A 24,195-nucleotide genomic window follows, 5' to 3' on the forward strand; every position below is an offset into this window, starting at 1 on the left:
ATCCTTGTTAATCTGAAGTAAATTGGATTCGTGTTATTTGTCCACTTTCATCGAGTAATAATAATCGATGTTGTCCTTTTTTCACGATTGTTAATGCGATTTTATCATTATCAGTTGATTGGGCAACAAGTTCTCCATCTAGAAACCACCATTTTTCACCCACTCCACCTTCGGCAAACAGTTCGATATTTATTTGATTTTGTCCCGGTAGCGATTTAACAAATTGCTGGTTTTTCAATCCGATAATCGTTAATGTAGAAAAAATATTTTTTTCCATTATAGGACAATCTTTATCGATTGGTGGAATAAGTGAATTTCTTCGCTCTTTCGGTAATAACCAGTTTTCCAGTGCTATAGGCCAAAGTGCTATTGTTTTTTTCTGAGCACCAGCACAATCAGGCGCAACACGTTTTCCTTGATCATTAATCCATACATTTATCCAACCAGTGCGATAAATAGTTTTAAGTTCATTTAATGAATTTTGCGTTGGTGGAATCATGTTATTTAATACCCAAGCCGTTTTTTGACGGTGACAATTATCATCTGTTACAGGTAATATTTGTCCAGTAGGCCAACATATTTTTTCTGATGTGACCGAGTCCGGTTTAACCGAAATTGGTAACGGTCGATTAATTCGATTTTCTTTATTTAATAATATTGAGTTTACTTGTTGCAAAATTGGGGTAGCGGAAATTGAACCATATTGACCTATTACTGGTGTTCCGTCAGGACGACCAACCCATACTCCAATTAAGTAACGAGGATTGATGCCGACAGCCCATGCGTCTCGATATCCATAGCTGGTTCCTGTTTTATAATAAACGCGATTATTATTAATAAGCATTTGTTTTGTGATCCATGCACTACCCTCAGAAATAAACGGTTGATTAATGATAGGTTCATTTTGAGTAAATCTTAATGGGCTAACTTCACCTTGTCGAGCAAAGGCACTGTAAGCACTCACTAAATTATCCATTCTTAACGAAGCCCCACCTAAAATATAAGCGATATTAGGATTGTTGCCTTGTGAAATCAATGGCAAACCCACGCTAAAAAGTTTAGCTGCAAATCGTTTTGGACCATAGAGTTCAATAAGTTGTACTGCCGGAAGATTAAGGGATTTTCGCAGTGCATTTGAGGCGCTGACGGGTCCGTTAAAATCTTCGTCAAAATTAGTGGGTCGATAATCAGTACTTATACGCGGCACATCTTGCAGTAAAGATTCAGAATGAATCATTCCATCATCAATCGCAAAAGCATAGATAAAGGGTTTTAATGTTGAGCCTGGTGATCGTAGTGCTTTAATCATATCAATCTGTCCAAAGCGTTCTTTATCATTAAAATCCGCTGATCCTAAATATGCTTTCACCGTCATATCAGTATGATCGACAACTAATATCGCAAGCGATGTTTTAGGGGGTAACTGTTTTTTGCGGTTTAATACCATATCTTCAAGATGATATTGAAGTGAAGGATCAATAGTTGAATGAATAATTTCATCATTAGGATATTGCTGCTTTAAACGATAAGATAGCAATGGGGCAAGTTGTGGGGATTTGCGAGGATGTACCCACACTTCATCTTGCTTAACTTGCTCAATAATTGCAGGTGTCCAGACTTGATATGTTGCTAGGCGATCTAAGACTTTGTCGCGTGCTTGTTTGGCTCGCTCTGGGTATTTATCCGGTCTTAATCGGCTTGGCGCTTGGGGTAAAACCGCTAATAAAGCAGCTTCGCTACGAGTTAACGCACTGGGTTTTTTACCAAAATATGACCAGCTCGCAGCACCAATACCTTCTATTGTTCCCCCATAAGGAGCATGGTTAATATATAGCGTGAGTATTTCTTTTTTACTGTAATGCAGTTCAAGTTGTAAAGTTCGAAATATTTGCTTTAATTTACCTGAAAGCGTTCGTTCATGAGGATAGAGTAATCTAGCAACTTGCATTGATATTGTACTACCACCAGATATAATTCTATCATTATTGATATTTTGCCAAGCAGCACGAAGCAAAGAAAAAGGGTTTATCCCAACATGTTCATAAAAATAGCGATCTTCGTAATTTAATAAAACATCCAGATAATAATCAGGGACTTCATCGAGTTTTACGGAATAACGCCAAATACCATTTTCATCAGCAAATCGCCACAAAGGTGTTCCGTCTTGTGCAACTATTGTTTGAGTAGGTTTATTTTTTGAAATTGATATGGGAAAAAGGTAATCAGCGATGAGAAACATAATTAACCCAAAAAATCCGAAAATGAATAGCCAAATAAGAAGTTTAAAAAGGCGTTTTATTATCTTCATTGTCATTATCTAATTTCAGGGGTTAACAGAGATTTTTACACAAAAAACACCGCCAATTTTATTTGGCGGATGTTTTGATGATAATTAATTTAATGAATTTATACTACTAATCATTTTTAATTTTAGGTTGAAATATTGTCATCATATCTAGTGTTTGACCAATCGCAAATCTTTCCGGACGATACATTGATTCAACAAATGGAGAAGGCACCATATAGCTACCTGGCGTCACTGCTCTAACTAAATAAGCCATACGTTCACCGTACAAATTTCTGCCAATATAATTTTGGATATCAACAGCCGCTACGTACCTATCATCACGATATTGCTGATAACGTATATGACTACTATCTTGATTATTGAGTAAATTGGCTAACCCAGGAATAGAATCTAAACTGACATTACTGCCTATAAGATTTTGATTTTCCAATTCTAATCCAGCAGGTAAGAAATCAACAATTAACGCATCTTGAATTCTTTCTCGCGATTTTACATCTAAGATGACAAGCATCATTGTACCCACTTTTACATCTGTAGGAATAATAGGGTTGCCTTTCATATCATAATAACTTCGACTGATCCTTAAGATGTTCCCATTTGATGTTGGTGCCGGTGCTGTTTTAGCATAACCTGATACGGTTAATTTAATATATAGCGGTTTATCATTTTGCGGGTTACTGATAGTTAATCCGTGATTTATATCGTTAAAATTAAAATTACGTTTAAACGAACCACTAGCCAAAGTGACTTCATTATTCACTGCCACTTTAAACTTCTGTGTGCTTTTGCGTTGTTCTAACGACCAACCCGCAATAAACAGTGAATTTAATTCTTGCGTTGATAGATAACGTTTGTCACTTAATAAATCAGATAATTTAAATAGATATTCAGTTTGCAAATTCGTACCAATTTTATTTTCAACAAGAATCGCTAATACTAAAGCGTCATCACGAAGTTCACTACCGTAATCACCATAATAATTAATGTCGTTTTCGTAATTTGTATTTTTCACTTCTTCCATCAAAGCTCGATATAATTCTTCATAACCGGTAAGTTTTGCCGTTAATGCTAACTGCATTATAGGTAGTGGAGATAACGCTATGTTGTTGTCTATAATTTTTCGAGATAGATTTTTAATTTCATTACGCATTATCGAAGTAATTTTATCTTGTTTTGCCATTAACATTAACGCATAAGCTTTTATCGAAAGCTCTGTATGATCATATCTATCTGAATTTTGATAATAATATCTCATGTTATCAAGAACTGAAGAGGAATAGATATACTCTCCAATTCGTGTCATCGCTGAATTGAGTGCTTTATCATTCACTTGATAACCTCGTTCTTTAGCTTGAAGTAGAAAATCAGTGGCATAGACAGTAAGCCAATATTCCTCATTACTTTCACTACTCCAAAGACCAAAACTACCATTGCTTCTTTGCATTGATAAAATACGAGAAATCCCTAATTGAACATTTTGACGACGTTCTTCATCCGAGTCGGTTTTGATGCCTAATGCAGCTAGCTGTTCACTATTAGCATATAAAGATGGAAATAAGCCACTTGTAGTTTGTTCCAGACATCCATAAGGATACGCAAACAATTCTTTGATATATTGGGCAACATTTAACGGTGGCTGATTAGAAACAATTAATTGAGCGCTAACAGTATTATCAATTAAATTATCTAAATTAGACGGAGATAGCATCCAACTTTCACCTGCATCAATTGCTTCAACATAACTTTTGTAGGTTGCAGAATAGGCAGGCCTGACTCCTAATTTCCATGAACGGTTGATTTTATAATCCGATCCATCATTCAATTTAATTCCTGTTACGGTGACTGTTATGGTTCCTTGACCATAGCCGTAATCAGCAATAATAGGGATTTGAATAATATTTTTCTGCTTTGTATCAAGCTTAAGATTGATAGATTTCGATTCCGTTTGATAAACCAGTCCTGAGGTTGCGACATCAATTTTCATGGTTTGAGTTGTATCAGTCAAATTATGGATATCTAATGCTAATTCAGCACGATCTCCACCTGATATGAATCGAGGAATAGACAATTCAGCAATCACAGGAGAAGCAACAATCATCGCTTGCTCAGCTTTACCAAAGCGGTTGTCATCCCATGCTTGCGCCATTAAACGTAATTCTCCATTAAAATTTGGTAATGCTAACTCAACAATTCCTTCACCATTTTCATTTAATTGGATCGTTTTGAGTTGTTGAGCAACGATGTTTACTTCAGTTAATGGTCTTTTACCGCCTGCGGCTACCGCATCACCACCAAAACTCATTTTAATGTTTCGTCCTTTTGCCTCAATTAACTTGCCGTATACGTCATACTGATCAACATCATATCGTTTACGTCCTAAAAATGAGGTATAAGGATCGGGCGTTGCGAAATTAGTTATATTCAACACGCCTGCATCTACCGCAGAAACTAAAACTGTTACGGTCTGATCTTTATTAATTGCTTGTTTATCCATTCTTATTTTAATTGGAATGGTTTTTTCTGGCTCGGTTTTATTCGGTGCGTCAATCGTGATATTTAATTGACGATTTGACGTGTCTAACGGTAAATAAAGTAGACCAACCGCCCGTTTAACCGTTTGTACTTCAGCATTCGTCGACGGTCGGATAATCATTGCATTTATATAAATATCGTGACGTTTCCAATCATTAATTGGGATTTCAACTTCAAGACCTTCATCACCAACGGTAATTTCTTTTTTCCATAATGTTCCATCGTTGGTTTCAAGTGATATGTAACCTGAACCGGCAGCTGGCGCTTGTACGTGTACTTTTGCTGTATCACCAACTGAATAAAATGCTTTGTCTATACTCAATTTTACCTGATCTGGACGCAAATTATTTGTACCTTGAGTATTATCTTCCCAGTCATAGCCAGCCCAAAAACGAATGTTACTTACTACATTGGTATTTGGATCCACAATTTCCATTCGATATGCCCCATAATCATCAGGTTGATAGCTGACTTTAGCTGTAGCGTTTTCATCAATGGAAATCCTATTTTCTGAAACAACAAACTCTTTTAAAGTTGAATGTTGCTCCCAACCACTACCATCAGACCAAGACCAATAATAATTTCGACGCTCACGCACTACACGGGCTATTAAATTATTAGTAGCGAGTTTTTCACCTTGCTTATTCACGTAAGCAACTTCAAACTCAGCTAATGCGCCAATGTCAACAGTTGGACGCTCACTATAAGTATCCATCTGCCAATTGTAATAAGGTTCGTCGCTAAATAAAGTACGTAAAGCGGGAAGTTGATTTGCTGGCCAAATATCTTGAGTTGCATAACGAGTAACTGGTCTTCCACCCGAATCCAATAAACTTATATTTGTCACGATTCTAATAGGTTTTTTTACACGAGCCCACTGATCTGCACTAAGCTTGATTTCTGTTTTACCATTATTATCCAAAGTTTCATCAATTTCGGACAACTCAGTATAATCTGTTTCACCTTGAACATTTCCGATTTTAAAATCATTTAATCCCTGAACAGTTCTTAAATTTTTATAATAGTTCCTACCATTCAATTTATTCCCTGAAGCTGGTGCACCATAGAGATACCAACCTTTTATACTAAATTCCACGTCTTGATCAAATGATATAGGTTCATTAGAAGGCGCTTTGATTTCCATTGCCATTCTTTCTGGCAGGAACTCTTCTACTTTAAAATAAGAAAAACGATAGTTGTCATCACCGACATTAATACGAAGTGACCATTTACCTGTTGGCGCATCATTTGGTATCGTGAACTCAACTTGATATAAACCATGCGTGTCTGGTTCTTTTTTTACGTAACCACTTGCTATAACATTATCGTCAGAAGAGAGCACATCAACCATGATTGGTTGATCAGGTAATTGTTGTCCGTCAGCATCCCGTAATAATGCGTTAAAATAAACCTTTTCACCAGGACGGTATAAATCGCGAGGCCCAAAAATAAATAATTGTTTTGAATAAAAAGTTGAACCAGATAGATTAAAGTCCGTTAAATTTAGGGCATTACGATTAATGGTGACAAATGAAGTCTGGCTTCCATCATCGGCTGTTAATAAAGAATAATTAGATCCTTCTGGTAATGTGATCTCAGCAAAACCTTCATTATTCGTTTGGAATGAAAGGGTATTACAATTATTATTGTTGTCATTTGAGGAGTTAACACAAAGTAGCGATAAATTTATGTTTGGTAACGGTTTGCCATTATCTAATCCATGAGTCATTACCAATAATTTACCATTGTTGTAAGCATGAATAGCTATCCCAATATTACTGATTGAAAATAATGTGGCAGGCAATTCATCATTATAAGATCCAGCTTTATCCATTATTGCAAGATAAATGCCTTCTTTATTTATTTCTGAAAACTTAGATAAATCCAGCAATAGTGTTTCTTGAGTATTTGGTGTAGGATTGAGATCAAACCTTGAAGAAAAAGATAAATCCATATATTCTTCAAAATTTTGTGAACGCCAAGTATAATAACGGTTTATAAATCCGTAATTCGTAATAAATTTAGCTAACTTTTCTGGTTTGATTCGATAAAAATTAATATCGACTTTATCAATATTCAGTGTCGTAACTGGTAAACCATTCATGGATTTGCTGGGTAATAATACTCCACTACTTGAAAAAGCGATAAAAGGCTCACGATTTTGGGTATTAATTTCAATTTGATATACTGAGGATAAACTCTTATCATTGATAGCAGATAGCATTTTATCAATGGTCAAGGTTAACTTACGATTCGGTTCAAGGAATCGATGCCTTAATTCCAAACCGTTATTTGAAAGCTCCCATGCGCCATCAACCGTTCCTTTTTCCTTATCGACAAGTCTTAGAAGATTGGAAAAATTGAGTTTAGGGTTAACCGGAACAGAAAACGTAACAACTAAAGTACTCGAACCATCAAGTATCATTTCTGAGGTATCAAGGACAGTAAAAGGGTTATTTTTATATTTTTCTTTTAACTCAGGAGTAACAGTAAATATACTTTGAGTTTGATTATTTTGATTCGAATTAATCTTTGAAGTATTGTCATTGACAGATTGAGTTGTTGTCTGACTATCTTTGTTTTCATTAGCTATCGATGAAGATTTATTATTATTATCACAACCGATTAAAACCAAAATTAAGCTCAATACGCTTAACCCTTTAATAAAGCTCATTATTTTTCACCTATTTTCTATTCCAAATATTACATTATCAACATTTTTCGATTATCTATATTATGCACTGCCTAAAAACGTTTGGCAAAAGTTGTTTTTAAAGACAATGCCACTTCTTCAAGTATGTCTGATAAAAAAATTATCTTTTATTAAAACATATTGTTAATAGAAATCATTGCCATTAGATGAAGAGACAAAACTCATTTATTCATGAAAATAAATGAGTTTTGTAAATAGTGGAAGGCGCTTCGTTACAAAAGCGAACAAAATTATGAATTGGCGCTAGCTAACGTCATTAATCTTTTCATTAAAAAATTTAAAATAACACCATAAAGGGGTAAGAAGAATAATCCACAAATTAAAATTTTAAAGCTATAGTCAATCGAGGCTATTTCGATCCAATGATTCGCCATAAATTCGTCGTTACTTTGATAAAAGGCAATAGCAAAAAAGACAATAGTATCAATACCATTACCTAATACCGCTGACGCTGAAGGCGCAACCCACCATGCTTTATTTTTTCGTAAATAATTAAACACGGTAATATCCATCAGTTGCCCAACCAAATAAGCGGCAAAACTGGCTAAAGCAATACGGAAAACAAAACTGTTAAAATCAGATAAAGCTGAAAAGCCCATCCAATGCCCTTCAAAAAACACAACCGAAATGGAATAAGAGAACAGTAAGGCCGGTATCATGACAACGAAGATAATTTTTCTGGCAAGGCTGGCACCAAATACCCGAATGGTTAAATCGGTGGTTAAAAAAATAAATGGAAAGGTAAATGCTCCCCATGTGGTATGAAAACCGAAGATATCAAACGGGATTTGTACCAAATAATTGCTTGATGCAATAACTAAGATATGAAAAAAAGAGAGCCAACAAAGTGCTTTACGCTGCTGAGATGGAGTAAATTTTTTCTGTAATGAGTCTGAGTGAATATTTAAATACATATTCGTTTCCTTTTTTGAATGGGGTGAGAGAACCCATAATGTTTAACGTAAAAATGATGTAATTAAGGTAAAAATGTCGGATTACCTTAATTTAATTACATCGATATTTAATATTGTTAACTTTTTATACAAAAATACTTGTTATACAAAATAATCGTTGATGATTTGCCTGCATTCATTTAACCGTCAGACACGACTATTTTGTGACATCGGTTAAATATTGATTTAACCCTTTTTCACGTAGCTCACAACTTGGGCACTGACCACATCCGCCGTCAACCCCGTAATAACAAGTGTGAGTGTGTTGTCGAATATAATCAAGATAACCGAGTTTATCAGCCATTTCCCATGTTTGCGCTTTAGTCAGATACATTAAAGGGGTGATGATGTTAAACGTGTAATCCAAAGCTAAATTCATCGATACATTCATGGATTTAATAAAGATATCTCGACAATCCGGATAACCACTAAAATCAGTTTCACATACACCAATAATAATATCTTGAATAGCGTGTTGTTTGGCATAACACCCCGCTAACAATAAAAATAGCATATTACGCCCGTCAACAAAGGTATTCGGATAATTCCCTTCTTGAGAGGCTTTGATTTCTTGTGAGTCATCAATCAAGGCATTATTGGTCGTTTGTTTGATCACTGAAGTATCAATGAGGGTTTGCTTTACACCAAGATCGTCAGCAATCCATTTGGCTTTTTCAAGCTCAATGGCATGTCGTTGACCGTATTGAAAGCTGATTGTTTCAACGTTTTCACGTCCATAATCAGCAATGGCTTGTAGCAGGCAAGTGGTCGAATCTTGCCCACCCGAAAATATCACAAGTGCTTTACGATGTTGCATTAAAAAATTCCTGTTAGGCTGATGAGATTAGCGATTATCGACTTTTTCAGGATAAAGATCGTGATTAGCTAAACGATTAAGCGCAATTTGTTCCCAGTGAGTACCGGGTTTACCATAATTAGCATAAGGATCAATAGAAATACCACCACGTGGCGTAAACTTACCCCAGACTTCGATGTATTTGGGATCCATTAATTTAATCAGATCTTTCATGATGATATTAATACAATCTTCATGATAATCACCATGATTACGGAAACTAAACATATAGAGCTTAAGTGATTTACTTTCGACCATTTTGATATTAGGTACATACGAAATGTAGATCGTTGCAAAATCAGGTTGACCGGTGATAGGACAAAGACTGGTAAATTCCGGACAATTGAATTTTACAAAATAGTCATTATCAGGATGTTTATTATCAAAGGTTTCCAGAATTTCTGGACAATAAGTTGTAGGATAGCGAACAGACTGATCGCCTAGTAGTGTAACGTTACTCATAATTTTCCTTAGTTTTTTTGCGTGGGAGGTTTACGAACCACGTGATAAGGCGCACACCTTACCTTTTTTTGTGATAAAAGTCTAGCCTATTGCTTAATCACTTAGCATAACGGCGTTAACCGCTAAGTTAACTTAATTTGCTTGAAAATTGGGGCATTTTGGTTAAACAATAGCAATGCGTGTTGAATAAGAAAGTTGTCATCATCAACGGGATAACACACAACGTTATCACTATTTTGATGATGACAAATTTGGAGGATAATCTTAATAAAAGCTAAAATTTAAAATTTATTTCGATTTCACTGCTTTGTAGAAGTTGTCCAATTTATCTTTAGCTTCCGCAAGTTCTTTTTCAGCATCATTTAATTTTGCGGTTTTTTCGGCAATTTTTTGGTTATCACCTTTGAGTTTTGCCTCTGCTAAATCTTTTTGCCTTTCTGCCACTTTTTCAGTTTTTTCGTTAATATTTTTTTTGTATTCGGCTTCTAAATTATCATCTTTACAATGCATTTTGACATTTAACAATGCTTTTTCTAATCCTTGAACACGTTCAACATTATCGGTTTTTTGGGCTTCAGTAATTTGTGCTTCAATTGCCTCTTTTTTGCCGGCACAGGTTTGCCCTTCATGATCATCAACGTTTGCGGCACAAACACCTAATGTAAGTGTTGTTAAAAAAGAAAGCAGTGTTAATTTACTTACAGACGACTTAATTGTTGATTTCATAATAATTCCTCTTAAGTTTATTTTCTTAATTGAACACAATCGACTTTATGGTTTTTGCCTTTCGTTAATATTAAACTTGCTCGCTCTCTTGTCGGTAAAATGTTTTCGATCAAATTTAATTCATTGATTTCTCGCCAAAGACGATTAGCGATATTTATCGCTTCTTGCTCTGGAAGCTGTGAATAGTGATTAAAATATGAGTTAGGATCACTAAAGGCGCCAGCTCGAAATTTTAAAAAACGATTCACATACCAATCATGTAGAAGCGACAAATCCGCATCAACATAGATCGAAAAATCAACATAATCTGAAACAAAGACTCGGTTGGTATTTTGTGTAAAATTTAAGGTTCCTTGTAATACGTTTAATCCTTCTAAAATGAGAATATCAGGACTATCTATAACGATTTCTTCATTATCAACAATATCATAAACCAGATGTGAATAGACGGGTGCTTTAACTTGAGATTGACCTGATTTTACATCAGCAACAAAATTGATCAACCTTTTAATATCATAAGATTGTGGAAAGCCTTTTTTGTTCATTATGCCACGCTCTTCAAGATATTTATTAGGATATAAAAAACCATCCGTGGTGACTAATGCAACTTTTCGATGTTCAGGCCAACGACTTAATAGTGCTTGTAAAACACGTGCAGTCGTACTTTTACCTACTGCTACACTCCCTGCTATACCGATAACGTAAGGGATTTTTTGGGTTTTACCTAAAAATTTAGCAAGAACAGCCTGACGGCTAAAACTATTATTAATATAATAGTTGAGCAATCGGGATAAGGGTAAGTAAATTTCGCTGACTTCATCTATGGACAAATCTTCATTAATTCCTTGCAATGAGGTCAGTTCTTCAGGGGTTAATGTCATGGGTTCAGCATTACGCAAACTAGCCCATTCTTGGCGGCTAAATTGCATATAGGGACTAAGATGATTTTTCATCATGTCGTGTTCTCAAATTCCATCTATTTAAATTGATTGGGTTAAGATTATACATAAATCTTAACTTTTACAATCATAAATTAGCATTAATGCATGATCGTAGCTATATTGAAGACTTACTGATAAAATAGCCTAAATAAATATTTGTCCTAATATTAAACAGAGATTATATGTTAAAAACCAAATCGAAACAAAAACCGAAAAAAACCCGTCAAGAGATTAATGAAGAATCTTGGGCACTCAAGCGAAAACGCAAACATAAAGGCTTACCAAGTGGTTCTCGTTTCAATAATGAAACCAAAAAAAATAAACCAACTGCTAAAACTGTTAAAGATCCACGCATTGGTAGTAAAAAACCGATTTCGTTAATTGCAGATGAATCAGTGAAATCGACCAATAAAATCAAACAACCGAAAACGCAAAAATTAGTTTTATCACCCGAGCAAGAATTGGAACAACTGGAAAACGATCCTAAATTAGAGCAATTACTTGATTTAGTCGAAAGTGGAAGCCAATTAACAAAAGAGCAACAAACATATCTCGATACTAAATTAAATCGTATCGATGAATTGATGCAGCAACTCGGTTATAGTGTTGATGATTTTGAAGATGAAGAAGAGAAACAAGAAGATATTGTAAGTTTATTGAAACGTAATTGACGTCATATCTGAACAAATTTACATTAATTTATTGTGATATATAATGCAATGAATTTGTGATAGTTTGGCTGTTAAAATATCAACATCAATCTGTTCCGTCGACTGAATGTACAATCAAATATTTAATAATGAGAGCCAATCATTATGCCTATGTTAATCATGCTTAGTTTATATATTGGACTATTTATTTGTACTTTACTCTATCTTCGAAAAACGAACCGGATTAAATTTCGTGTTAAGGCAAAACAGAAAACGATTTTAAAAGGTCATGGAAAAAGTCATGTCAAAGACAAAATTAGACGAAAATAATAGCTTAGCAGAAGCACAATTGTGGGATCAAAGTTTAATTGAAAAATACAATTATTCAGGCCCACGCTATACTTCTTATCCTACTGCGTTAGAGTTTAATGAAAATTTTAGCCAACAAGACTTTATCTTGTCCGCCACCCGCTTTGCGGATAGACCTTTATCGCTTTATGTTCATATTCCATTTTGCCATAAACTTTGTTATTTTTGTGGGTGTAATAAACTGGTTACCCGACAAACCCAAAAAGTCACCCAATACTTAGATATACTGGAACAGGAAATAGCTTCACGTTCTCAGTTATTTAAAGATCGCACCGTCACTCAAATGCATTGGGGAGGCGGTACACCGACTTTTTTAACGCATGACGAGATTACTCGACTTATTACCTCGTTAAAAAAGCACTTCAATTTTGATACCCACGCTGAACTTTCAATCGAAATCGATCCAAGGGAAATTACCCCACAAACTATCGATCATCTAGCCAATTTGGGCTTTAATCGATTAAGTATGGGGATTCAGGATTTTAATCATGAAATTCAGTATTTAATTAATCGTGAACAAGATGAACAACTCATTCGATCCTTGATCCTTCAAGCAAGAAAAAACCGTTTTCATTCAATTAGTTTAGATCTAATTTATGGATTACCGAAACAAACGGTTGACAGTTTTACCGAAACATTGGATAAAGTGATTGATATCTCACCCGATCGTTTAAGTGTCTTTAATTATGCCCATTTACCTAGCCGATTTGCAGCACAACGCAAAATTAAAGACCACGATTTACCTAATGCTCATGCAAAATTACAGATTTTACAGACCAGTATTCAAAAGTTAACCCAAGCAGGGTATCGCTTTATTGGTATGGATCATTTTGCAAAACCGACTGACGAACTGGCAATTGCCCAGCAGCAAAATAAATTACATCGAAATTTCCAAGGTTATACTACCCAAGGGGAGGCAGATTTATTAGGGCTTGGCGTATCAGCAATTAGTATGCTGGGTGATAGTTATGCACAAAATCAGAAAGATCTTAAACTTTATCAACAACAAGTTGAATTAAGTGGTAATGGTTTATGGAAAGGGTTTTCCTTAAAGAAAGATGATAAAATTCGCCGTGATGTGATAAAACAGCTTATTTGTCATTTCTATTTAGATAAACAAGCGATTGAACAGCAGTATCAAATCCGATTTGATCACTATTTTGCCGAAGATTTAACCCTGCTTGACCCATTAGTCAAAGATGGATTAGTCACAGTAACAGACGATGCCATTATCGTTAATCCTAAAGGTCATTTGCTTATCCGTAATATTTGCATGTGTTTTGATAGCTATATGAGACAACAAGCACGGCAACAGCAGTTTTCAAGGGTGATTTAGTCACTAGTCAAACCGCCCTCTTTCGATGATGTATTAAAGGCAAAGTTACGGTAAAAACCGTAACTTTTTTGCTTGTGTGGAATTATCAGTTAATGACAAGCTAAATAAACTCTAAATTTTGTTGTTTGTGCAATGACTTCAACACTTTTGAAGGTTTCGTCTAAAATAGCTTGATAAGGTAAAAATGAGTTTGCCACAATACAAAGGTAACCATTTAGTTTTAAGTGTTTTTTCGCTTCTTTAATCAGTGTGTTTACTGCCGTATAACTGGTTTCTTTACCGTCATGAAAAGGGGGGTTAGACACAATAAGATGATATTTATCATTAATATTTGAAAATACATCGCTGGCAACAACTGTTGCATCAATATGATTGGCAATTAACGTAGCTTTACTTGATTCAATGGCAGCAATGCTAACATCAGACAAAGTAAGATTGATTTCAGGATACAATTTACCCAACACGGTTGATAACACCCCTGCTCCGCATCCTACATCTAACACATTACCTTTAATAATATCAGCATGATCAACTAACGCATTTAATAGCAGTTCACTTCCGGCATCTAATCCTTTTTGACTAAACACGCCCGGTAAACTCTTAATCTCAATATCTTGATCTTCAATGGATAAATGATAATTTAACCACCATTCACTAAGATCAAATGCCAAACGACTTTCAGCTTGAAAATGATACAAACCACAACGCCTTGCGCTGTCAATTTTTTGGATGACACCAAAATCAGCGAGAAGCGACTCAACACTTTTCACCCCCGTTCGATTTTCACCAACAATAAAGATATCACTATCTTTTGACATATTATTTAATAGATAAGAGAGCTGAAATTGGGCTTCGCTTTTTGTTTTTGGCCAATAATAGATTAACGTATTCATGCCGTTATAAAAATCTTTATCAGGCAGAAGAGAAAAATCGATTTCAGTGCCCTTACGACTATTTTTTAGACGCAAATAGGTATGAAATTGTGAACAATGAATTTTAACTTGATTAGCCACAATAACAATAGGATAACTATCTTGAATATCACCAGCAATAATAACTTTTTTATCGCTAAAAAATGTTTGATGACGTTCAAGTACTTGACTTGCAGGAGTAAAAGCGGATGTTGCCATAATGCCTCAATGAAAAACCTTTATAAATTGATGCGATGATTATACAATTAACCATCTTTAATCTCTAATAAAAACCGAATGTCGATAATGTCACAACGTGATTGGTACTTACAACAATGCAATATTACGCAATATGTGTTGCGTAAAGCAAATGTTTTTAAAGGTGAAGTGGTAAACCATATTGACGATGAAATTCGTTTAATTGTTGTCGCTGAGCAAAAACCCACGCAAAAAATTTATTTTGATATTTTAAATGCCATTCGCCTTAATCAAGAACAGGTACTTTTTTTAACGCCTTCCCAATTAATCATCCCCTCAGATGATATTGATAAGGTTATATGGTTTATTGACATAAATCCTGATGAATCTTGGAAACGTGCATTAACGATTCAAACAACGGATTTAATTTCTTTAGCTAAAGCTCCACAACAAAAACGCCAACTTTGGCAACAATTATGCGAATATGAAAACTATTTCCACCCTGACCGACAATGATTTACCCGATGCTTTTGAGTTAGAACAACAATGCCACTTGATTCCTTGGTCAAAGCAGACGTTCTATTCAAATCAAGGCGATCATTATTACAATCTTAAATTGACTATCGATAACCGTATAGTTGGTTTTTGTATTTGTCAAATGGTTGCTGACGAAGCTAATTTGTTCAATATCGCTATTCATCCAAAATACCGACAACAAGGGCTTGCTAAGGCGTTACTGAATCATTTAATTGATCACCTGACTAGCATCGATCACCCAATTGCGATTTCCACATTGTGGTTAGAAGTAAGAAGATCAAATACACCCGCAATCGAACTTTATCATTCTCTTGGTTTTAACCAAATTACCGTTAGGAAAAACTATTATCCAACAACCAATGGCAAACACGAAGATGCAATTATTATGGCTTACACATTAACCTTATCATAACGATAAATTACAGAAGGAATAATCAATGATAGCTAATCGGGCTCTACTTTTTGTCAATGGTGAACCGCCACATCACTTTCCAAGTGATTTAACCGGCTATCATTATGTTGCTTGTACTGACGGCGCTTATCATAATTACTTAGCCTCAACCGCTATCATACCGGATTTTATTATTGGCGATTTAGACAGTTACCATCACACTATGGCTGTGCCAGACAAAATCCAAATAATACAAACTCCCGATCAAAATAAAACTGACTTTGAGAAAGCTATCATTTTTTTAGCTGATAAAGGGATTCAACACTTTGATATTTATGGGGCAACTGGACATGCTAGCGACCATTTTTTAGGTAATTTATCGGTAGCGTTGCAGTATCATTCACAATATCAAATTACTTTTTATGATAATTACGGCCACTTCTTTTTTGCCAAAAAGTATCAAGAAATCGTTAATATCAACAATCATATAGTCTCTTTTATGCCATTTTGTGAAGTGACGGACTTGACCATTACAGGCGTGCAGTATCCTTTAGTCAATCAAACGCTCACTTTTGGGAAATTTATTAGCGTACGCAATAAAGCCATATCAGATTTAGTTAAAATTACTTTTCAACAAGGTAATTTAATCATTTTCATTGAAGATTTTAGTAGTAAACATTGACGGCGTGATTTACAATAATTTACAATATCATTATACTTTTTTAATAAAAAGATTACCAAAAGGACATCACCATGCTTTTAAAAAAACTTTCTGTGCTTGTGAGTACATTATTGATATCTTGCATGGCTTTTTCTGCTCAAAATCAACAAGATATCAATAAAACTGACAAAGTAATGAAAGCTTTTTTAGCATGTGATAATCAATTATTTAAGCAACTCGCTTTATACAAAGATGATTTTAATCAATATGTTGACTTAGCCACTGCTGATAATGTGACCTATATTCCTGTCGAATCTATCGAAAGTCATGATAAAAACAAAGTGATGTTTAAAAAACCGTTTCAATATCGTGGGTTAACCATTTCGGGTTATCAAAATGTCTACCTTTCTACCACCGCATCAGGCCAATTTTATTACTGGGGATTTATTGTTGATAATGCCATTGACGATGTAAAAAACGCATTAGATACTCTCCATTGGTCTAAATTCAATGCACAAATTTATACTGCAAATACTAAAATTTTTGATACCCAATCTCATTCTCCTAATTGGCAGGATAATCCATATTCTATAGACGGTGTGCTTCCTAAAATTGGCACTATTGAAAAATCACTTTATTTAGAACCGATTTCTGACAAACAAAGCTTGGTGTCGTGCTCGATTCAAGGTGATGTAGACAAACAGATTCTTTATGTTACAAGACCAGATATAAAACCAATTTTTAAAAAAATGGAACTTGAACGTAAACAGAAGTTAAAACTAGATAATAAACAGAAAGAAATAGAACAAAAAAGACAATTTCAACCTCAAGTTAAGCCTAACCAAAGCTTAAAAAATAATTAAAAAATGGAGATGAAATTTAATGAAAAAATTAGGAATACTGTTATTTCTTTTTTCTTTTTCTGTACTAAGCCTTCAGGGAGTAACAAAAAATAAAACGGAGGTAAATAAAGTTGACTTTAATAAAGAGTATCAAAAATTAAAAGACGCCAGTATTGGAGAGCAATTTATTTCAATCAATAAAAGTTATGAAAGAGATTCGGTCGGTTACACTTTTATAGATAAAAATTCGGTCAGATTGCATCCGTATAATAAAAACATTCGTCAATTTAATAAAGTAACTAATTATATACCTTCTCTTAACTATGAACAGATTAATGGGAATAAAGTACCTTATCATTCAATGGTTATCCAAGAATTTGCGAATTGCGATAAAATGGAAATTGCCGAAGGCAAGATACAAATTTATGCAAACTATTTTGGTGACGGTAAATTGATTTCTGAAAATCAGTTAGTAAACCGTTGGGTTGCAACCAATCCAGGAACCGATATGCGGGTGTTACTGGTTATTGCCTGCTCGTTACCCCTTGTGAATTAGTCACGAACTTTGTGCATTGCATTTAGGCGTACGGTAGCGAAGAATAGGCGTTTATGCTAATATTCTGGCATTATTTTTAACGAATTGATGACAATGAAATGAATATTACGCAATTTCACATTCTAACAGAACAATTATTTAATAGTGTTGAACTTTTTTTAGATAACTACGCTCAAGAACATGATGTCGATATTGATTATGAAACTAATGGTAATGTGATTACAATCAGCTTTCCAAATGGCAGCAAAATCATTGTCAATACTCAAGAGCCGCTTTATCAAGTATGGTTAGCAACCTCAAAACAGGGTTATCATTTTGATTATCATGATCAGCAGTGGATATGTAACCGAAGTGATCAAACCTTTGATACGATTTTTTCTGAAGCAGTAAAAGAACAAGCAAGCTAATTAAATAAGCAGTTAAAAAAGGGATCTTACAATACTTTATTAAGATCCCTTTTCAGGTTCAAACAATATTCATTTTTTTGCAGGTATAATCAAAGTAGGGTTAAATTGGCTAATTTAATCACTAACCATTTGATTCCTTCGTTAACAAATGCGATTTGAACACGTCGATGATCCCCTTCACCATCAAGATTGATTATTGTGCCTTCACCAAAACGATGATGTTTCACTTTTCTGCCTAATGTATAACCATCACTTTCACGACTTTTATCCAGATAAGATTGTCTGCGATTTTGCTGAAATTGCTTTTCTTGACTTAGATTATCTAATTTGCCTTCAGGAGGCGCAAAGAATCCCCGATAGCTAATTTCGTTTAACCTGTCGACTGGCAATTCAGCTAAAAAGCGAGAAGGTAAATTACGCTCTTCACGACCATAAAGGCGTCTTAACTCGCATAGCGATAAGGTTAAATGCTTGCGTGCTCGTGTTATACCAACATAAGCAAGGCGTCTTTCTTCTTCCATTCTGTCGATTTCTAGTGCTGAACGTTGCGCCGGAAACAGTCCTTCTTCAAGACCGACAATGAAAACATTATCAAATTCAAGTCCTTTTGCAGCATGTAATGTCATCAATTGGACTGAATCTTGTTCTTTTAGCACGTCTCGGCTTTCTAACGAAGTATAAGCTAAAAATGATTCAAGCACGGTTAAGGTCTGACCGGTTTCACTATCTTCAATCACGGTATTTTCATTATTACGATAAAACTGTTCAGCCGCCGACACTAACTCTTCAAGATTTTCAAGTCGAGATTGTCCTTTAATGCCTGGCTCTTGCTCATACATTTGTTGAATTCCGGACGATTTTATCAGGATATCGAGTTGTTGATAAAACGGCATTTGCGCAACTTCATCATAAATTGATCCCATGAGTTCAAGAAAACGACTTACTCCAGATCGCTGCCGTTCGGTTAATCCATTCATTTGAATTAACATTAAACACGCATTCCATAATGAAATATTATTTTGTTTGGCTGTTAATCTGATTTTATCAAGGGTCACATTACCAATACCCCGCGTTGGCGTATTCACCGTTGCTTCAAATGCCATATCGTTATCGTGATCATGCAAAAGCCGTAAATACGCAAGTGCTAATTTGACTTCTTGCCGCTCATAAAACCGGATCGAACCATAGATCTGGTAAGGTAACCCAGCTTGTAATAACGTGTCTTCAAACAGTCGGGACTGCACATTATTGCGATATAAAATGGCACAACTGGAATATTTTTCACCAGCATCATGATATTTTTTTATCTGCCCAATAACAAATCTGGCTTCATCAATATCATTGAAACCAACATAAAGAGAAATCTTTTCGCCTTCATTGCGATCTGTCCACAAATTCTTACCTAATCGATTCTGATTTTTAGCAATAAGTTGATTAGCGGCATCTAAAATCGTACTGGTTGAACGATAATTTTGCTCTAATCGAATAATTTCAGTTTCGGGAAAATCATGAATAAAGAGTTGTAAATTATCGGCATTTGCACCACGCCAACTATAGATTGATTGGTCATCATCGCCAACAATCATGACATTCGCCGTCGTGCCCGCTAATTTTTTTACTAAAGAATATTGTATATGATTCGTATCTTGGAATTCATCAATTAAAATATTTGAAAAACGATGTTGGCAGTAACTTAATACATCTTTGTCACTGCACAATAATTCATAAGCACGTAAAATAAGCTCCGAAAAATCAACATAGCCTACTCTGTCACAAATCGCTTGATAGTCATTGTAGATACTCTGCCACATTATCTGTTTAGGATCTTCAGGTATCAAATCTTTAGCGCGTAAGCCCTTCTCTTTTTGATTAGAGATAAAACTTGCACACTCTTTTGCCGACCACTGTTTTTCGTCAATTTTTAATTCACGAAAAATCCGTTTGATCAGACGAATCTGATCTTCCGTATCGATCAATTGAAAATTGGATGGGAGTTTAGCTTGCTGAGAGAACATGCGTAATAAACGATGCGTTAACCCATGAAATGTTCCAACCCACATACCATTAAAATAACCTTCACCAATCAGATGCTGTATACGCTCTTGCATTTCAGCCGCAGCTTTATTGGTGAAAGTGACGGCAAATATGGAATGAGGCGAATAATGTTTTTCCATACAGAGCCATGCAATACGGTGAACTAATACCCGTGTTTTACCACTGCCAGCCCCTGCAAGAACAATAGTGTATTGATTATCAGTGGTCACCGCATCTTTCTGCTCGGTATTAAGGTCGTCTAATAATGATTGTCTGTTTTCCATTATGTTAAAACCTGTTGTCATCATAGCAATTCTTGATAGGTTTTGAATTTAAACCTAGTATCAATCAATTCTTTTCAGTTAATCTGTCGTGTTTAGGTTGTCATCAAAAAGGATGTAAAGATAGGCGTTTTTTTAAAGCAATTGATGATGATCGTGTAGCTTACTGTCTATTTATACATATTTAAAATAAATTATAGCAGATTATCCAGTTCTGATAAATGATTGATTTCAATATGTGGTAAACATTTGGCATCAGCAAGATGATAAATATCTTGACCATAAATATTAATCCAACAAGCTAATAAACCATTATTTACTGCGCCGTTAACATCTGTTAATAGATTATCACCGATATGTAAAACGTGCTTTGCTGGTACGGCTAACTTGTTAACTGCCAAATCGAATATCTCAGGAAAAGGTTTAGAACGACCATCCGCCCCACCTCGAAGCGAAAATTGAAAGTAATCTCCTAATCCTATTTTATGAATATCCACATTGCCATTTGTGATCACCGCTAAGGGTATTTTACTGGCAAGTGTTGCCAATAATTGATGCGTCGATTCAGTGATTTGCATTTTATGACGCCAAAAGTTAAAGCACGCCATAGATTGCTGAACGATATCATCAATGTTAAATGTGGATACACCCATTTTAAGGAGTAGAGATTTAATCGTTTCGATTCGCCAAATAACCACATCGTGATAGATTTCGGGATTTAGGGCTAATACCTGTTGTTTTTCATTATGAAGATCTGACAAGGTGATATTTTTTAGCTGTTCATGTTGTCTTAAAGACTTGATGATTTCATCTTCAGCTTTTTCAACAATCATGCTGTTGTCATATAACGTATCATCAAGATCAAATGTCATTGCTTGAATGCGGTTAATTGATCGGTAAAAACGCATTACTTTCTTCCTCTTTTTGCTCTTGGATGCGTCGAATCATAAACATCAGATAAGTGTGAAAAATCAAGGTGGGTATAAACTTGAGTTGTAGACAAATCAGCATGCCCGAGTAACTCTTGTACTGCACGCAGATCTCGACTGGATTCTAACATATGCGTTGCAAAAGAGTGACGCAATTTATGCGGATGAACATGTGAACTTAATCCCTGTTTGATCCCCCACTCAGCAAATCTTTTTTCAACATTTCGTGGGGAGATTCGACGACCTAATTTTGATATAAATAAGGCATCATCTTGAGGTTCTAATAAGTTACGCATGGATAACCAGTGTTGGATCCATTTAATCGATTCTCTACCTAATGGTAATTTCCGTTCCTTATTTCCTTTCCCCATTACCCGAATTTCCCCCTCTTTTAGGTTTAATTCACGGCAATTTAGATTCACTAATTCTGACAAACGTAATCCGGATCCATACATAACTTCAAGCATTGCCCGATCACGTACAGATAAAGGATCGTTATATTCAATGTCCAGTAATTGATTTATCTCGTCAATATCAATATTTTTAGGCAGATGTTGACCGATCTTAGGATTTAAAACGCCACGAGCAGGATTTGCGCTGATCAATTGATTCTTGACCATCCAATCACAAAAGCTCCGCAATGCCGATAACCTTAATGACAAGCTTCTTGCTTGTAACCCTGCTTGTTTACTTCTACCAATTAATAAGCGCACCGCGGATGAATCGAGATCTTGCCAGTTAGCAATTTCGACTGTTTTTGCTAATTCAATAATGGCATAGAGTTGTCGACGATAATTAATTTGCGTGTTTAAACTGAGTTGTCTTTCGGATTTTAAGTAGTTTAAAAATTGCTCAACGGGTTGGGTTAATAATGATAGTTGTTCTTGATTAGACTGAATCATCATTAGTCCTTATTTTGTTCGCATAATCCACTTTTCAATCAAGATCGGTAATAACTCACTTATTTTTTCCAACAAGAGTGTCCCTTGACCTACTTGATAATGATGTGGATTTGCACTGGTAAAAATCAAGATGCCCAAATCACCAAATTTTCCTAATAGCGATAAAGCAACTGATCCAACATAGTTATGTTCTGGTAATAAAAAATCTAATTCCGTCGAATTTAATGTACCTAAATACTGATGGCTATACTGCAAATGACGAACACGAATAAAATCAAATTGCGAAGAATTCAGCGCCAAGTAGTGATAATTTGATGGCGCACTAAGTAGCCATTTATCGTCAAAAAGGTAGAGATAAGCGCCGTTCAGTCCCAATGATTTTGCCCATGAATTAAGTGACTGAATTAATTCATTGAGGTCTGAGGTTTGAATCAATTTCAGTTGAAGATCCATCAATTGGCTAAACAACTGCTCATTCGCTGTGGCATGTTCCATTAATAACGTTATTTCAGACTCAAGTTGCTTTATTTTATTTCGTTGCCTTGCCATGTGCCATTCGGGTAATGAGATGACGCCACGCACGGGATGAGGAATTTGCAAACTTTCAATCTGGTTGGCATTGCGAATAAAAAAATCAGGGTTATTGATAATATACTGACTGACCACTTCATCATTTAATTTGAGTGGTTTAGTTTGAGTTTGACTGTTTTTAGTTTTTAAATTCCGCGTGTTTTTTACAACCATAGTTAAATTCTTTATTCATTTGTTAACATTTTAAAGATAGACTCATTTAATATTCAAATATGCGAACTCGGATTTTTATTGACCCACGCTACAAATTAATTGCCAAATAAGCACTATTTTAAAAAGAGATAAAACCGTCATAAACATGTGTTGCCGGCCCCGTCATAAAAAGTGGTTGATTTTCGCCTTTCCACTCAATCAGCAACTTGCCACCGGGTAAATTGACATTCACAGTCGAATTTAACAAGCCTTGATTAATTCCTACCGCGACCGCTGCACACGCACCAGTCCCACAGGCTTGGGTTTCACCCACTCCACGTTCGAATACGCGCAAATTGATGTTATTACGATCAATAATATGCATAAATCCAATATTAGCCCGTTCAGGAAAACGTTCATGTTGCTCTAATAATGGCCCTAGCGTGCTCACTTGAGCAGTTAAGATATTATCAACTTGTATTACACAGTGTGGATTGCCCATTGAGGCAACTCCACATAAAATGGTTTGTTCTTGTGCTCTGATAATATAGGTCTTTTCTTCTTTAATCGCTTTAAAAGGTACTTTATTTGGCTCAAAAACAGGTACCCCCATGTTCACTCGAACGGTTTCATCATCGTTAACGGTTAAGACAATGTTCCCTTTCATGGTACTGACTTTTAACACGCGCTTTTTGGTCAAACCTTTCAAACGAACAAAACGCGCAAAACAACGTGCACCATTACCACATTGCTGAACTTCTGTCCCGTCCGAATTAAAAATACGATAGTGAAAATCGCTATCAGGTGAATAAGGTGGTTCAACAATAAGTAGCTGATCAAACCCAATACCGGTATATCTATTAGCCAGACGCTTAATTAAATCCGGAGATAGATGAACATTTTGCGTTACCGCATCAATAACCATAAAGTCATTTCCCAGTCCATGCATTTTTGAAAAGTTCATCATCATCTACCTT

The 24,195-nt window shown here is 35.3% G+C and carries 21 protein-coding genes and 1 riboswitch; of the genes, 8 read left to right on the forward strand and 13 right to left on the reverse strand.

Annotation, left to right across the window (positions count from 1 at the left end):
* Positions 1-7: 7 nt before the first annotated feature.
* The 7 genes from pbpC to coaA all read right to left on the reverse strand — a co-directional run bounded on the left by pbpC (position 8) and on the right by coaA (position 11,506).
* Positions 8-2,239 (reverse strand): penicillin-binding protein 1C, encoded by a 2,232-nt coding sequence (gene pbpC, locus J3U36_RS03530; protein ID WP_267378282.1) that lies wholly within the window; start codon positions 2,237-2,239, stop codon positions 8-10.
* Between the two features lie 175 nt (positions 2,240-2,414).
* Positions 2,415-7,514 carry an alpha-2-macroglobulin family protein gene (locus tag J3U36_RS03535; RefSeq protein ID WP_267378280.1) on the reverse strand — a complete coding sequence of 1,700 codons (5,100 nt, stop codon included), beginning with the start codon at positions 7,512-7,514 and terminating at the stop codon, positions 2,415-2,417.
* Positions 7,515-7,783: 269 nt separating this feature from the next.
* Positions 7,784-8,467 (reverse strand): 7-cyano-7-deazaguanine/7-aminomethyl-7-deazaguanine transporter, encoded by a 684-nt coding sequence (locus J3U36_RS03540; protein ID WP_267378278.1) that lies wholly within the window; start codon positions 8,465-8,467, stop codon positions 7,784-7,786.
* 196 nt (positions 8,468-8,663) lie between these two features.
* On the reverse strand, positions 8,664-9,323 hold the full coding sequence (gene queC / locus J3U36_RS03545; protein ID WP_267378276.1) for a 7-cyano-7-deazaguanine synthase QueC: 660 nt from the start codon (positions 9,321-9,323) through the stop codon (positions 8,664-8,666).
* Between the two features lie 27 nt (positions 9,324-9,350).
* Positions 9,351-9,824: a preQ(1) synthase gene (queF, locus tag J3U36_RS03550; protein ID WP_267378274.1), complete on the reverse strand. Its 474-nt coding sequence runs from the start codon at positions 9,822-9,824 to the stop codon at positions 9,351-9,353.
* A 2-nt stretch (positions 9,825-9,826) separates the two neighbouring features.
* Positions 9,827-9,871, reverse strand: a riboswitch (PreQ1 riboswitch).
* Between the two features lie 241 nt (positions 9,872-10,112).
* Positions 10,113-10,550 carry a DUF1090 domain-containing protein gene (locus tag J3U36_RS03555; protein WP_267378272.1) on the reverse strand — a complete coding sequence of 146 codons (438 nt, stop codon included), beginning with the start codon at positions 10,548-10,550 and terminating at the stop codon, positions 10,113-10,115.
* 17 nt (positions 10,551-10,567) lie between these two features.
* A complete protein-coding gene (gene coaA / locus J3U36_RS03560; protein WP_267351425.1) occupies positions 10,568-11,506 on the reverse strand; it encodes a type I pantothenate kinase in 939 nt (312 codons plus the stop codon).
* A 167-nt stretch (positions 11,507-11,673) separates the two neighbouring features.
* Here coaA and yihI point away from each other — a divergent pair, with 167 nt between their 5' ends.
* Positions 11,674-12,162, forward strand: coding sequence for a Der GTPase-activating protein YihI (gene yihI / locus J3U36_RS03565; protein ID WP_267378267.1), 489 nt, complete (start codon positions 11,674-11,676; stop codon positions 12,160-12,162).
* A 280-nt stretch (positions 12,163-12,442) separates the two neighbouring features.
* Positions 12,443-13,846: an oxygen-independent coproporphyrinogen III oxidase gene (hemN, locus tag J3U36_RS03570; RefSeq protein WP_267378264.1), complete on the forward strand. Its 1,404-nt coding sequence runs from the start codon at positions 12,443-12,445 to the stop codon at positions 13,844-13,846.
* 89 nt (positions 13,847-13,935) lie between these two features.
* Here hemN and rsmC read toward each other — a convergent pair whose 3' ends face one another.
* Positions 13,936-14,976 (reverse strand): 16S rRNA (guanine(1207)-N(2))-methyltransferase RsmC, encoded by a 1,041-nt coding sequence (gene rsmC / locus J3U36_RS03575; RefSeq protein WP_267378261.1) that lies wholly within the window; start codon positions 14,974-14,976, stop codon positions 13,936-13,938.
* An 87-nt stretch (positions 14,977-15,063) separates the two neighbouring features.
* Between rsmC and J3U36_RS03580 the strand changes: the two genes are divergently transcribed.
* From J3U36_RS03580 to cyaY, 6 genes are all read left to right on the forward strand, one after another.
* On the forward strand, positions 15,064-15,471 hold the full coding sequence (locus J3U36_RS03580) for a DNA polymerase III subunit psi (protein ID WP_267378257.1): 408 nt from the start codon (positions 15,064-15,066) through the stop codon (positions 15,469-15,471).
* Positions 15,440-15,904, forward strand: a complete 465-nt coding sequence (gene rimI, locus J3U36_RS03585) for a ribosomal protein S18-alanine N-acetyltransferase (protein WP_267351416.1) — start codon at positions 15,440-15,442, stop codon at positions 15,902-15,904. Before J3U36_RS03580 ends, rimI begins: the two co-directional genes overlap by 32 nt.
* Before the next feature lie 25 nt (positions 15,905-15,929).
* Entirely contained in the window at positions 15,930-16,565 is a 636-nt protein-coding gene (locus J3U36_RS03590) for a thiamine diphosphokinase (RefSeq protein ID WP_267378255.1), read from the forward strand.
* 71 nt (positions 16,566-16,636) lie between these two features.
* The gene (locus J3U36_RS03595; RefSeq protein ID WP_267378252.1) at positions 16,637-17,407 is read left to right on the forward strand and encodes a hypothetical protein; all 771 of its coding nucleotides are present in this window, start codon (positions 16,637-16,639) and stop codon (positions 17,405-17,407) included.
* Positions 17,408-17,426: 19 nt separating this feature from the next.
* Positions 17,427-17,942: a surface-adhesin E family protein gene (locus J3U36_RS03600; protein WP_267351411.1), complete on the forward strand. Its 516-nt coding sequence runs from the start codon at positions 17,427-17,429 to the stop codon at positions 17,940-17,942.
* Positions 17,943-18,040: 98 nt separating this feature from the next.
* Positions 18,041-18,349 (forward strand): iron donor protein CyaY, encoded by a 309-nt coding sequence (gene cyaY / locus J3U36_RS03605; RefSeq protein WP_267378247.1) that lies wholly within the window; start codon positions 18,041-18,043, stop codon positions 18,347-18,349.
* A gap of 89 nt (positions 18,350-18,438) precedes the next feature.
* Here the strand turns inward: cyaY and uvrD are convergent, their stop codons facing one another.
* The 5 genes from uvrD to dapF all read right to left on the reverse strand — a co-directional run bounded on the left by uvrD (position 18,439) and on the right by dapF (position 24,182).
* Positions 18,439-20,667 carry a DNA helicase II gene (gene uvrD / locus J3U36_RS03610; RefSeq protein ID WP_267378245.1) on the reverse strand — a complete coding sequence of 743 codons (2,229 nt, stop codon included), beginning with the start codon at positions 20,665-20,667 and terminating at the stop codon, positions 18,439-18,441.
* 191 nt (positions 20,668-20,858) lie between these two features.
* Positions 20,859-21,572 carry a 5-amino-6-(5-phospho-D-ribitylamino)uracil phosphatase YigB gene (gene yigB, locus J3U36_RS03615; RefSeq protein WP_267361267.1) on the reverse strand — a complete coding sequence of 238 codons (714 nt, stop codon included), beginning with the start codon at positions 21,570-21,572 and terminating at the stop codon, positions 20,859-20,861.
* On the reverse strand, positions 21,572-22,495 hold the full coding sequence (gene xerC / locus J3U36_RS03620; RefSeq protein ID WP_065559259.1) for a tyrosine recombinase XerC: 924 nt from the start codon (positions 22,493-22,495) through the stop codon (positions 21,572-21,574). Before xerC ends, yigB begins: the two co-directional genes overlap by 1 nt.
* Before the next feature lie 9 nt (positions 22,496-22,504).
* On the reverse strand, positions 22,505-23,239 hold the full coding sequence (locus J3U36_RS03625; RefSeq protein ID WP_267378241.1) for a DUF484 domain-containing protein: 735 nt from the start codon (positions 23,237-23,239) through the stop codon (positions 22,505-22,507).
* 118 nt (positions 23,240-23,357) lie between these two features.
* Complete coding sequence (dapF, locus tag J3U36_RS03630; protein ID WP_267351401.1) at positions 23,358-24,182, reverse strand: diaminopimelate epimerase; 825 nt, start codon at positions 24,180-24,182, stop codon at positions 23,358-23,360.
* Positions 24,183-24,195 lie beyond the last annotated feature (13 nt).

The organism is Gilliamella sp. B3817 (genome assembly GCF_026536705.1).
Lineage (GTDB): Bacteria > Pseudomonadota > Gammaproteobacteria > Enterobacterales > Orbaceae > Gilliamella > Gilliamella apicola_I.

Bases quoted from the DNA above. Each gene is read 5' to 3' on its own strand.
- coaA (WP_267351425.1), bottom strand. From the start codon at position 11,506: ATGATGAAAAATCATCTTAGTCCCTATATGCAATTTAGCCGCCAAGAA.
- hemN (WP_267378264.1), top strand. From the start codon at position 12,443: ATGTCAAAGACAAAATTAGACGAAAATAATAGCTTAGCAGAAGCACAA.
- cyaY (WP_267378247.1), top strand. From the start codon at position 18,041: ATGAATATTACGCAATTTCACATTCTAACAGAACAATTATTTAATAGT.
- J3U36_RS03625 (WP_267378241.1), bottom strand. From the start codon at position 23,239: ATGGTTGTAAAAAACACGCGGAATTTAAAAACTAAAAACAGTCAAACT.
- uvrD (WP_267378245.1), bottom strand. From the start codon at position 20,667: ATGGAAAACAGACAATCATTATTAGACGACCTTAATACCGAGCAGAAA.
- J3U36_RS03595 (WP_267378252.1), top strand. From the start codon at position 16,637: ATGCTTTTAAAAAAACTTTCTGTGCTTGTGAGTACATTATTGATATCT.
- rsmC (WP_267378261.1), bottom strand. From the start codon at position 14,976: ATGGCAACATCCGCTTTTACTCCTGCAAGTCAAGTACTTGAACGTCAT.
- xerC (WP_065559259.1), bottom strand. From the start codon at position 22,495: ATGATTCAGTCTAATCAAGAACAACTATCATTATTAACCCAACCCGTT.
- pbpC (WP_267378282.1), bottom strand. From the start codon at position 2,239: ATGTTTCTCATCGCTGATTACCTTTTTCCCATATCAATTTCAAAAAAT.
- J3U36_RS03555 (WP_267378272.1), bottom strand. From the start codon at position 10,550: ATGAAATCAACAATTAAGTCGTCTGTAAGTAAATTAACACTGCTTTCT.
- dapF (WP_267351401.1), bottom strand. From the start codon at position 24,182: ATGAACTTTTCAAAAATGCATGGACTGGGAAATGACTTTATGGTTATT.
- rimI (WP_267351416.1), top strand. From the start codon at position 15,440: ATGAAAACTATTTCCACCCTGACCGACAATGATTTACCCGATGCTTTT.
- queF (WP_267378274.1), bottom strand. From the start codon at position 9,824: ATGAGTAACGTTACACTACTAGGCGATCAGTCTGTTCGCTATCCTACA.
- J3U36_RS03580 (WP_267378257.1), top strand. From the start codon at position 15,064: ATGTCACAACGTGATTGGTACTTACAACAATGCAATATTACGCAATAT.
- J3U36_RS03535 (WP_267378280.1), bottom strand. From the start codon at position 7,514: ATGAGCTTTATTAAAGGGTTAAGCGTATTGAGCTTAATTTTGGTTTTA.
- J3U36_RS03600 (WP_267351411.1), top strand. From the start codon at position 17,427: ATGAAAAAATTAGGAATACTGTTATTTCTTTTTTCTTTTTCTGTACTA.
- J3U36_RS03590 (WP_267378255.1), top strand. From the start codon at position 15,930: ATGATAGCTAATCGGGCTCTACTTTTTGTCAATGGTGAACCGCCACAT.
- J3U36_RS03540 (WP_267378278.1), bottom strand. From the start codon at position 8,467: ATGTATTTAAATATTCACTCAGACTCATTACAGAAAAAATTTACTCCA.
- yigB (WP_267361267.1), bottom strand. From the start codon at position 21,572: ATGCGTTTTTACCGATCAATTAACCGCATTCAAGCAATGACATTTGAT.
- queC (WP_267378276.1), bottom strand. From the start codon at position 9,323: ATGCAACATCGTAAAGCACTTGTGATATTTTCGGGTGGGCAAGATTCG.
- yihI (WP_267378267.1), top strand. From the start codon at position 11,674: ATGTTAAAAACCAAATCGAAACAAAAACCGAAAAAAACCCGTCAAGAG.